The sequence below is a fragment of the Microbacterium sp. H1-D42 genome (assembly GCF_022637555.1).
GTDB lineage: Bacteria > Actinomycetota > Actinomycetes > Actinomycetales > Microbacteriaceae > Microbacterium.
Genome location: NZ_CP093342.1, coordinates 2871847 through 2882352, shown reverse-complemented (window position 1 = coordinate 2882352; position 10506 = coordinate 2871847). Strand labels below are relative to the sequence as shown.

12 protein-coding genes are annotated in these 10506 nt (G+C 69.4%); 9 read left to right on the top strand and 3 right to left on the bottom strand.

Annotation, left to right across the window (positions count from 1 at the left end):
• The first annotated feature begins 50 nt into the window (after positions 1-50).
• A complete protein-coding gene (locus MNR00_RS13695; RefSeq protein ID WP_241926470.1) occupies positions 51-668 on the top strand; it encodes a TetR/AcrR family transcriptional regulator in 618 nt (205 codons plus the stop codon).
• A gap of 34 nt (positions 669-702) precedes the next feature.
• Here the strand turns inward: MNR00_RS13695 and MNR00_RS13690 are convergent, their stop codons facing one another.
• Complete coding sequence (locus MNR00_RS13690; RefSeq protein ID WP_241926469.1) at positions 703-1680, bottom strand: o-succinylbenzoate synthase; 978 nt, start codon at positions 1678-1680, stop codon at positions 703-705.
• Between the two features lie 33 nt (positions 1681-1713).
• Positions 1714-2730, bottom strand: a complete 1017-nt coding sequence (locus MNR00_RS13685) for a GNAT family N-acetyltransferase (RefSeq protein WP_241926468.1) — start codon at positions 2728-2730, stop codon at positions 1714-1716.
• A 77-nt stretch (positions 2731-2807) separates the two neighbouring features.
• Here MNR00_RS13685 and MNR00_RS13680 point away from each other — a divergent pair, with 77 nt between their 5' ends.
• Together MNR00_RS13680 and MNR00_RS13675 are read left to right on the top strand one after the other, a co-directional pair.
• Entirely contained in the window at positions 2808-3140 is a 333-nt protein-coding gene (locus MNR00_RS13680; protein ID WP_241926467.1) for a helix-turn-helix transcriptional regulator, read from the top strand.
• Position 3141: 1 nt separating this feature from the next.
• Entirely contained in the window at positions 3142-4095 is a 954-nt protein-coding gene (locus MNR00_RS13675; RefSeq protein WP_241926466.1) for a permease prefix domain 1-containing protein, read from the top strand.
• A gap of 161 nt (positions 4096-4256) precedes the next feature.
• Here MNR00_RS13675 and MNR00_RS13670 read toward each other — a convergent pair whose 3' ends face one another.
• Complete coding sequence (locus MNR00_RS13670) at positions 4257-4940, bottom strand: peptidylprolyl isomerase (protein ID WP_277884359.1); 684 nt, start codon at positions 4938-4940, stop codon at positions 4257-4259.
• A gap of 54 nt (positions 4941-4994) precedes the next feature.
• On the opposite strand from MNR00_RS13670, the gene MNR00_RS13665 reads away from it, so the two are divergent.
• The 6 genes from MNR00_RS13665 to MNR00_RS13640 all read left to right on the top strand — a co-directional run bounded on the left by MNR00_RS13665 (position 4995) and on the right by MNR00_RS13640 (position 10490).
• Positions 4995-5660 carry a DNA alkylation repair protein gene (locus tag MNR00_RS13665; RefSeq protein WP_241926464.1) on the top strand — a complete coding sequence of 222 codons (666 nt, stop codon included), beginning with the start codon at positions 4995-4997 and terminating at the stop codon, positions 5658-5660.
• Between the two features lie 10 nt (positions 5661-5670).
• Complete coding sequence (locus MNR00_RS13660) at positions 5671-6582, top strand: 1,4-dihydroxy-2-naphthoyl-CoA synthase (protein WP_241926463.1); 912 nt, start codon at positions 5671-5673, stop codon at positions 6580-6582.
• Between the two features lie 11 nt (positions 6583-6593).
• Complete coding sequence (locus MNR00_RS13655; RefSeq protein WP_241926462.1) at positions 6594-7715, top strand: AMP-binding protein; 1122 nt, start codon at positions 6594-6596, stop codon at positions 7713-7715.
• Positions 7716-7766: 51 nt separating this feature from the next.
• The gene (locus MNR00_RS13650; RefSeq protein ID WP_241926461.1) at positions 7767-8558 is read left to right on the top strand and encodes a class I SAM-dependent methyltransferase; all 792 of its coding nucleotides are present in this window, start codon (positions 7767-7769) and stop codon (positions 8556-8558) included.
• Between the two features lie 75 nt (positions 8559-8633).
• Positions 8634-9842 carry a sensor histidine kinase gene (locus tag MNR00_RS13645; protein WP_241926460.1) on the top strand — a complete coding sequence of 403 codons (1209 nt, stop codon included), beginning with the start codon at positions 8634-8636 and terminating at the stop codon, positions 9840-9842.
• A gap of 12 nt (positions 9843-9854) precedes the next feature.
• Positions 9855-10490: a response regulator transcription factor gene (locus tag MNR00_RS13640; protein ID WP_241926459.1), complete on the top strand. Its 636-nt coding sequence runs from the start codon at positions 9855-9857 to the stop codon at positions 10488-10490.
• Positions 10491-10506: the final 16 nt, after the last annotated feature.

Genomic DNA, 10506 nt, shown 5'->3' with positions numbered 1-10506 from the left:
GATGCTGTGCGCCGGATGTGAACATGCGAGAGTGAACCCAGGAGGAAGTCATGACGACGACCGCGACACGCAGCCGCGAGAACACGCGCGCTCGGCTGCTGGATGCTGCGGCGCAGATCTTCGCGGAGGTGGGGTTGGAAGGCGCCACCGTCGAGGTGGTCTGCGAGCGTGCCGGCTTCACCCGCGGGGCCTTCTACTCGAACTTCGAATCGAAGGACGAGCTGTTCCTCACCCTCGCCGCCACCGTCGCGGAAGAGCGGCTCGGTGCGGTGCGCGAGCAGGTCACTGCGATGGCCGCCGACGGCGCGCTCGAGGAGTGCGAGCCGGTGATGCTCGTGCAGCGGATCATGGATGCCGGTGGCGATGACCGCCTGAGTGTGATGCTGATGAGCGAGATCCGCATCCGCGCGCTGCGGGATCCGGCCTTCGGGGCGGCGTACCTCGCGCAGGAGCGCGAGATGGTGGGGAGCATCGCCGAGATCATCCGCGAGATCGTCGACACGGGCGCCATCGCGCTGCGCATGGATCCGCTGCTTGTCGCGCGCGTGCTGATGATCGTCTGGGAGGGCATGACCGTCCGCGGTGCGATGGCAGGCGAAGACGACGCGCAGCTGCATGACACCAGCGGCGAGGTGCTCGGGCGACTGGTTCAGGCGCTGATGGCCTGAACGCTTCGGCGCCGATAGCGACGCCCGTGCTGGTTCAGCTCGAGGCGAGCAGCGCGTGGCAGCGCGTCAGCCGTGCGAGCCACCAGTCGCGACGATCCGCGTCAGCGGCCAGGCGGTCGAGTGCGGCAGCATCCGGACTCACGCGCGCTGCCGACACCGACCCGCCAACGGGGCGCGCATCGGCGACATCGTCGGCGAACAGCGACGCCGTCCCGAGACCGCAGTCGAAGTCGAGAGTGGGCAGGGATGCTGCCAGCGCCGCGCCCTGCGAGAGTCCGACCGCCGTATCGAGAGCGCTCGAGACGACCGCCGGCAGGCCGGTCTCGGCGACGACCTGCAGCGCGCGACGGATGCCGCCGAGCGGCTGCGCCTTGATGACGATGAGGTCAGCGGCTTTCGCCTCGGCGACGGCGAGTGGGTCCGCGGCCTTGCGGATGCTCTCGTCGGCGGCGATCAGGATGCCCTTGTGCTTGACGCGGTAACGCAGCTCGGCGAGCTCGGGCACCGTGGCGCATGGCTGCTCGGCGTATTCGAGGTCGAACTCGGCCATGGCGTGGATGGCGTGCTCGGCCTCATCGAGGTTCCAGCCGCCGTTCGCATCGATGCGGATACGCCCCTCGATGCCGATCGCTTCGCGCACCGCGCGCACGCGGGCGATGTCATCGGCCAGCACCTGGCCCCGTTCGGCGACCTTGACCTTCGCCGTGCGGCATCCGTCGAATCGTGCCAGCACTTCGGCGACGCGGCCGGCTTCGACAGCGGGCACCGTGGCGTTCACGGGGATGCGCTCGCGCAGCGGCGCGGGCTGCTCGTCCCAGGCGAAGTCGATCGCCGCGGCCAGCCAGACAGCAGCTTCGGCGTCGTCGTACTCGGTGAACGGCGAGAACTCCGCCCAGCCCTGCGGCCCCTCGAACAGCAGCGCTTCGCGGGTGTCGACCCCGCGGAATCGGGTGTTCATCGGCAGTGCGACCACGCGGGCCGTGGCGAGCAGGTCGGCAAGCGGTGGCGTCATGCGTCCATCATGCCCCGTGGTGGAGGGTGCGTGTCAGACCCGCTTCTGCAGCTCGGCCAGTCGACCGGTCGCGACGAACCCCAGGCGCGTGTTCACGGCGAGCATGTGCCGGTTCGATTCGGCGTTGTAGGTGTAGATGCGCGGCGTATCGGGGGAGTGCTGCTGCAGCATCCGGAGGTTCTCGAGTTTGATGCGCAGACCCAGCCGGTTGGCTCGGTCCTCGCGGCGCACCAGAGTGCCCCACTGGTACGCATTGCCGTCGTCACTTGAGACGACGATCTGCGTGTAGGCCGCGATGCGGCCGTCGGATGCCAGTGCCACGACCCCGAACGAGGTTCGCCCCTGCCTGCGCTGCAGCTCTTCGTCCGCACGGTGGTCATCCACGTCGGCTGACGACGCCTCCATGTCGAGCTCACCGGTGGGGGCCTCGGTGTCGAGAATGGCGTCCAGCGCCGCCCAGTCGGCGACGAACTCCTCGGGCACGGCGCCCACCCAGCCGCGGATCTCGTACCCGTCGGCCGGCGCGTCGGCGAGAAGCGACGTGATCACAGCATCCGACACTGGCAGGGCGAGCTTGTTCTGCAGGTCACCGAGCGCGATCTCGTAGCCATGGCGGCGTGCGAACTCGCGGCCGGGCTCGCCGGAGCCGTCGGCAGGGGCGGATGCGGGCCAGGCCGTCTCGGCGCGGAACGTCCGCCGTCCTGCCGCCCTGGCCTCGGCCTCGATGTGCGCCAGCAGGGCCGAGCCGATGCCCCTGCGGCGGAACTGCGGCGGAACTGTCACGCCGATGGCGCCGGAATGCAGGTTGTCCTTCAGGCCAAGCGCGAGCGAGCCCGAGCCGATGGCGCCGTCGTCACCCAGCGCAAGGTACGCCCGACGCTCGGTGGTCGCCGAGCGCTGCTGCAGTTCTGCGCGCGCCTCTCCGCGGGTCCAGATCAGTGCGTCCTCACCCATGTCAGCACGCTTTGCGACCGCGTAAGCCTGCCACCAGGCATCCACGGCGGTGTCGTCGAACGGGTCGACGCGGACGATCTCGAGAGCGGAAGCCATTGTTTCAGACTAGATGCGTGAGACGTACGCTGATGTGCCATTGACAATAGTGTGTAACACACAGTACCGTGTGAGACATGAACGGCACGGAGCTCGACGTCCACCTGCAGGAGCTGCGGCGCGGCACGATCGTGCTCGCGAGCCTGCAGCTGCTGCGCACGCCCGGCTACGGCTACGGGCTGCTCGAGCAGCTGGCATCCGCCGGCTTCCCCACCGATGCCAACACGCTCTACCCCCTGCTGCGCCGGCTCGAGAAGCAGGGCTTCCTCGACAGCGAGTGGAACACCGAAGAAGCGCGTCCGCGCAAGTTCTACCGCACCTCCGAGGCGGGCATCCGCCTCGCCGCCACCTTGACGCAGGAGGTCGCCGCCATCGCCGCCGCGACTGCCGCACTTCCCACCGGAGACTGACATGACCGCCACACTGACCGACCGCTACGTCGCCGCGACCATCCGCAGCCTGCCGCCGAACCTGCAGGTCGAGGTGCGAGACGAGCTGGACGTCTCGATCTCGGATGCCATCGACGCCCGCACCGAGGCCGGAGAGACCGCTGAGGATGCCGAGCGCGCGGTGCTCACAGAGCTCGGCGACCCCGGCATCCTCGCCGCCGGCTATGCCGACCGCCCACTGCACCTGATCGGGCCGAAGTACTACCTCACGTGGTGGCGGCTGCTGAAGGTGCTGGTCGCGATCGTCCCGGCGTGCGCCTTCGCCGGCGTCGCCATCGCGCAGGCGGTCTCCGGCGCAGGTATCGGATCGATCATCGGCCAGGCGATCGCCGTGGGGCTGTCGGTGCTCGTGCACGTGACGTTCTGGACCACGCTGATCTTCGCCATCTTCGAGCGCACCGGCGCCGACACCGGCGTGCGGTGGAGCGTCGACCAGCTGCCGGAGGACGGACCGAAGGGCGTCGGGCGCGGTGACCTCATCGCCTCACTCGTGATGGTCGGGATCTTCGCCGGGCTGCTGCTGTGGGATCACTTCCGCGGGTTCCCTGCAGGTATCGACGAGCCAGTCACGATCATCAACCCCGAGCTGTGGCCGTGGTGGATGGGCGTGCTGTTCGCGCTGCTCGCCGCCGAGGCCGTGCTCGCGATCGTGGTCTACGCGCATGGCCGCTGGACGAAGCGCTTCGCCATCATCAATGCCGCGATCGCGGTGTGCGTGATGAGTCTCGGCCTGACCGCACTCGGTCGGGGCGTGCTGTTCAACGCAGAGTTCGTCGATGCGCTCATCGTCAACGGAGTGGATGCTGACGCACGGGCCGTCCTGGCCGTGCTGACCGGAGTCGTCATCGCCGGAGTCACGATCTGGGACGGCATCGACGGTTTCCTCCGTGCGCGTCGGGCCCGGATCGCCGGCTGAGGGCATCCGACTCTTCCGCTGGGCGGGTCCCGCCGGCCGGCATCGGCCACTCAGGTCGCAGAAAGTCCCGCTTCGCAATAGACGAAGCGGGACTTTTTGCGACCTGAGCAGCCACGTGGCACGCTCAAGCGGGAGAAATTGCGACCGTAACAGTCGCGGCGTCAGTTGGCCGTGACCGCGTCCAGCGTGACGGGGGTCTTGGGGGCGCCGTCGGGGGCGCCGGACTCGGTGCCGGCGGCCGCGATGCCGGCGACGATCGCCGTACTGGCCTCATCGAGGTGGCCGAAGACGGTGTACTTCGGCGGCAGCGGCGTGTCGGCGTAGACGATGAAGAACTGCGAGCCGTTCGTGTTCGGCCCGGCGTTGGCCATCGCGAGCGTGCCGGCCTCGTAGGTCTCGGAGCCTTCGAGCTCATCGGCGAACGAGTATCCGGGGCCACCGGTGCCGGTGCCCGTGGGGTCGCCGCACTGCAGCACGAAGATGCCCTCAGTCGTGAGGCGGTGGCAGTTCGTGCCGTCGAAGTAGCCCTGCTCGCCGAGCGAGAGGAAGCTGTTCACCGTGCACGGAGCCGCGTCAGCATCCAGCGTCACTGCCAGATCGCCGGCGCTGGTCGAGATCGTCGCCGCCACCTCACCCGTCGCCGCCGGATCAGCATCGGGTGCGTCGACCGGCTTCGACGCCGGGCTCGAATCTGCCGGGTACGAGCACTCGCCTGATGGCGCGGGCGCTTCGCTTTGGCTGGGGGAGGCGGCAGGGGCTTCCTGAGCGGAAGCGCAGCCGGTCAGCGCGAGCGCAGCAGCAGCGGTGAGGGCGAGCAGGGAACGGCGAAGGCGGGGAGTCAGCACGCGTAGATCGTACGCGACACTCCTTGGCGAATTCGAGGAAGGTACGCTGGCGCGATGAGCACAGCGGCCGAGCTGCTGACGGATCTGCACATGGCGGCAGACCCCGCCGAGCATCCGAACCGGCACTACAAGGGCGTCGGCGGCGTCCTGGGCGTGCGGATGGGCACGCTGTTCGACATCGCGCAGCGGCACAGTGCCGGGATGCCCCTCGCAGAGGTCGAGCGGCTGCTCGACGAACAGCAGTACGAGCCTCGTCTGGCGGCGTTCTGCGTCCTGGATTTCCAGGTGCGCTCGCCTCGGATCACCGACGCGCTGCGCGCGGAGCGGTACGAGCTGTACCTGCGCCGGCACGACAGCATCGATTCCTGGGACATGGTCGACCGGGCGGCTCCGCGCGTGGTGGGCGTGTTCCTGCGGAACCGGTCGCGCGAGCCGCTGTTCGCGCTCGCCGCAGCATCCGATCCCCTGCACCGGCGCACGGCGATGACGGCGCCGCTGGCCTATACCCGCCCGGGACACCCCGAGGGGATCGCCGACCTGCTGCGCCTGGCCGAGATGCTCGCCGACGATCGCGACCCGCTGGTCGCGAAGCCGGTCGGCATCGCGCTCAAGCACGCGGGTGCCGTCGCCCCAGACGAGGTGCGCGCATTCCTGGAGCGGATGGGGGAGCGGTTGGCGGCGCCGGTCCGGCGCGAGGCGCGGATGAAGCTGCCGGAATAGGGTGGATGCTGTGACCACTGCATCCGTCTCCGACATCTTCGACCCCGCCGAGTGGACCCTGGCGCCGGGCGCCGAGGCGTACACCGACATCACCGCACACGTCTCGAACGACGGGCGGATCTCCCGCATCGCCTTCGACCGTCCAGACGTGCGCAACGCATTCCGCCCGCACACCGTCGACGAGCTGTACCGTGCGCTCGACATCGCCAGGCAGGATCCTCGGATCGGCGTCGTGCTTCTGACCGGCAACGGCCCGAGTGCGAAGGACGGCGGGTGGGCGTTCTGCTCGGGCGGCGACCAGCGCATCCGCGGCCGCGACGGCTACAAGTACAGCGAGGACGTGTCGGCCGTGCAGGACCCGGCACGCGCCGGCCGGCTGCACATCCTCGAGGTGCAGCGCCTCATCCGCTTCATGCCCAAGGTCGTCATCGCCGTCGTCCCCGGCTGGGCGGCGGGCGGCGGGCACTCGCTGCACGTGGTCTGCGACCTGACGATCGCCAGCGCCGAGCACGGCCGCTTCAAGCAGACCGACGCCGACGTCGGCAGCTTCGACGCCGGCTACGGCTCGGCGTACATGGCCAGACAGACCGGTCAGAAGATCGCCCGCGAGGTGTTCTTCCTCGCCGAGGAGTACTCCGCGCAGCGCGCGTACGAGATGGGCGCGGTGAACCGCGTCGTCGCGCACGCCGAGCTCGAGAAGGCGGCGCTGAGTATGGCCCGCACGATCCTGACGAAGTCGCCGACAGCCATTCGGATGCTGAAGTTCGCCTTCAACGCCGTCGATGACGGCATGGTCGGTCAGCAGGTGTTCGCCGGTGAGGCCACGCGCCTCGCCTACGGCACTGACGAAGCCGTCGAGGGGCGCGACTCCTTCCTCGAGAAGCGCGAGCCCGACTGGTCGCCCTACCCGTACCACTTCTGATCGAGCCGCCGATGACGAGCCTTGAGCGCACGAACGGCGATGACCCGCTGGAGGTGCTCGAGGGCATCCGATCCGCGCTGGACGGCGGGCCGGCGCTGGGACTCGGGATGCTGCCGGCGCACACCGCGGAAGTGCCGGCCGGCACGGCGGCCGTGATCGCGACCTCGGGGTCGAGTGGCATCCCCAAACAGGTCGTGCTGAGCGCGGACGCCCTTCGGGCCAGCGCTCAGTCGACCGCGGCGCGCATCGGATCCGGACGCTGGGTGCTGGCGCTGCCGGCCGGATACGTCGCCGGCCTCCAGGTGCTGGTGCGCTCGCTGCTCGCCGGCACCCACCCGGCCATGCTCGATGGACGCTTCACCCCGCAGTCCTTCGCCGCCGTGACGCTGCAGCACGCCGGCGGACACGAGCTCTACACCTCGCTCGTCCCCGCGCAGCTGAGCACGCTCCTCGATGACGCTGACGACGCGACGGTGCTCGCGGCGCTGCGCGCGTATCGTGCCATCCTCATCGGAGGGCAGGCGCTGCCCGCACACGTCCGGGAGCGGGCATCCGATCTCGGAGTGAACATCGTGCGCACCTACGGCTCCAGCGAGACCGCGGGCGGGTGCGTATACGACGGCGTGCCGCTCGACGGCGTTGCCGTGCGCGAGGTGGAGGGCGAGCTGCGCATCGCGGGTCGGATGCTGGCATCCGGCTACCTGGCAGACGCGGCCCTCACCGACAAGACCTTCGTGACCGACGCCGACGGCGTGCGCTGGTATCGCACCGGGGACCACGGGCTCGTCGAGGATGGGGTGGTGCGCGTGCACGGCCGCATCGACAATGTCATCGTCTCGGGCGGCATCAATGTCTCACTCGACAGGGTCGAGCGGGTCGTCCGCGGTGTGCCTGGACTGGAGCAGGCCGTGGTGGTCGGCATACCCGATGAGCGGTGGGGTGAGGCATCCGCTATCTTCGTCGCGCGCGGAAGCGGTGATTCGGAGCACCTGTTCGACGATGCCCGCGCCCGCGTCTCCGGTGAGATCGGCAAGCACGCACGCCCGGTGCAGCTCGAGGTCGTGCCGGAGCTGCCGCTGCTGGCCTCCGGCAAGCCCGACCGCGAGGCGATCCGCCGGTTGATCGCCGGCTGAGCGCTTTGTCACGCGTCCCGCCGCGCATCGCCGATCCGGCAGACTGACGGCATGGCCGTTTACACGCATGGGCACCACGATTCGGTGCTGCGCTCGCACAACACCCGCAACATCGCGAATTCGGCGGCCTATCTCGAGCCGCTTCTGACCTCTGACGCGCACCTGCTCGACGTCGGAGCCGGCCCCGGTACGATCACGGCCGACTTCGCGAGCCGAGTTGCTCGCGTCACCGCCACCGAGATCAATGCCGATGCGCTCGCCCTGTCGCAGGCGCTCGCCGCCGATCGCGGCATCGGCAACATCGACTTCGCCATCGAGGACGTGCACGCGCTCGGCTTCGCCGACGACACCTTCGACATCGTGCACACGCACCAGGTGCTGCAGCACGTCGGCGACCCCGTGCAGGCACTGCGCGAGATGCGCCGCGTCACCAAGCCCGGCGGGATCGTCGCCGCTCGCGACGCCGACTACGCCGGTTTCATCTGGTTCCCGCTGCTGCCCGAGCTGGACGAGTGGCTGCGTCTGTACCGCGAAGCGGCGCGCGCCAACGGCGGCGAGCCGGATGCCGGCAGGCGACTGCTGGCCTGGGCGCGGGCTGCTGGGTTCACGGACGTCACGGCGACGGCATCCACGTGGTGCTACGCGACACCAGCGGAACGGGACTGGTGGGGCGGGATGTGGGCCGATCGCATCCTGGAATCCGCTCTCGCCAGCCAGCTGCAGCGCGACGGCCTGGCCACCCGCGATCAGCTGCAGCGCATCAGCGACGCCTGGCGCACGTGGGCCGCCGACGGTGACGGCTGGTACCTCGTGCCGCACGGCGAGATCCTCTGCCGGGTGTGAAGGCCATCGCAAGCAACACGCGGATACATCCCGAGGTGGATGCGCCTGCATACGCACCTCCCGTAGCGTGAAAGCGTGATCCGCTCCGTTTCCCGTACCTGGCTCGTCGTCGACATCGTCGGCAGCGTGTTCGGCGCGCTCATCACGATCCCGCTGTCACTGGCGTTCATCTCCGGTGGCCTGAGCACCTGGATGCAGCCGGAATGGCTGGTTCTCAGCATCCACGTGATCATCGGCGTCGTGATGTGGGGCGCCGCCGCGATCAGCAGGCTCTCACCAGCGCTGGCGCTGATCATCGCATGGGTGGCCGCGATCGCGCAGATGGCCTGCGGGTTCCCGCCGCTGCCGTTCAATGTGGCGATCTTCGGGGTGCTGTTCGCGACGTCGGCCTGGGGGTCGCGCCGCATGCTGTGGTTCGGCGGCGGCTCGACGGTCGTCGGCGGTATCGTCGCCGGCCTCTACATGGCGCTGCTGCAGTTCGACACCACCGGCATCACCGCACCAGCGCCGCCGGCGCTGCGCACGCTGCTGATCGCGCTGATGATGGGCCTCACCGTCGGCTTCGCGCTGGTGATCGCCTGGGGCGCCGGCCTGCTATGGCGGGTGGTGCGGCACGGGCAGCAGACTCGCGAGGCGCAGCTGCGCGCCGAGACCATGGCCGCAGAGGAACAGGAGCGTGCGCGCATCGCCCGCGACATGCACGATGTGGTCGCGCACTCCCTCGCTGTCGTGATCGCCCAGGCCGATGGGGCGCGGTACGCGGCATCCTCGCATCCCGAACTCGCGCAGGAGGCGCTGGGCACGATCGCGACGACGGCCCGCTCTGCGCTGTCGGATGTGCGGATGCTGCTCACGCAGCTGCGGCATCGCCAGGGCGACGGACCGCAGCCGACTCTCGCCGACCTCGAGACGCTGTTCGCGCAGGTGCGGCAGGCCGGCATCGAGCCGCGGGTCACGGTAGATCCGATGCCTCCGGGCGAGCCGCCGGGGGCGATTCAGCTCGCCGTCTACCGCATTCTGCAGGAAGCGCTCACCAACGCGCTGCGGCACGGAGCGGGGGATGTCGACGTGAATCTGGCCTGGCTCGACAACCGGGTCGACATCGTGGTGCGCAACACGGTGGTGGGCAGCACGGCGACGCTCGGCGGAGGTCACGGTGTGGTCGGCATGCGCGAGCGGGCACAGCTCGTGGGCGGTACGCTCGTGGCCGAGCGGGAACACGGTTCGTTCGTGGTCATGGCCACCCTGCCGATCGGGGCGCAGAGTCCCGCTTCCACCCGCTGACCTGGAGGTCTCATGATCAAGGTCGTGCTCGTCGACGACCAGGCGCTGTTCCGCGCCGGCATCCGCATGCTCGTCGCATCCCAGCCCGACATGGATGTGGTGGGCGAAGCGGGCAACGGACGCGAGGCGCTCGATGTCATCCGCAGCGTGCGACCTGACGTGGTGCTGATGGACATCCGGATGCCCGTGATGGACGGCCTGACCGCGACGGCAGAACTGCTCGCTCAGCCCGACCCGCCGCGGGTGGTCATGCTCACGACGTTCGATCTCGACGAGTCTGCGGCCAGAGCGATCCAGCAGGGCGCGAGCGGATTCCTGCTCAAGGACGCAGACCCCGAGTTCCTGCTGGCCGCGATCCGGACCGTCGATTCCGGGTCGAGCGTGATCGCAGCATCCGCCACTCGCGAGCTCTTCGCCCACTTCACCGCCGAGACCAAGCCGGTGCCCCGGCAGTTCGACGATCTCACCGAGCGCGAGCGCGAGATCTTCGCGCTCGCCGCTCGGGGCCTGTCCAACTCCGAGATCGCCGCGCGCGAGTTCCTCAGCGAGGCGACGGTGAAGACTCACATCAGCCGCATCCTCGGCAAGCTGCTGCTGCGGGACCGTGTGCAGCTGGTCGTGTTCGCGTTCGAGCACGGGCTGGCCTGAAACGACCGTACCGCGT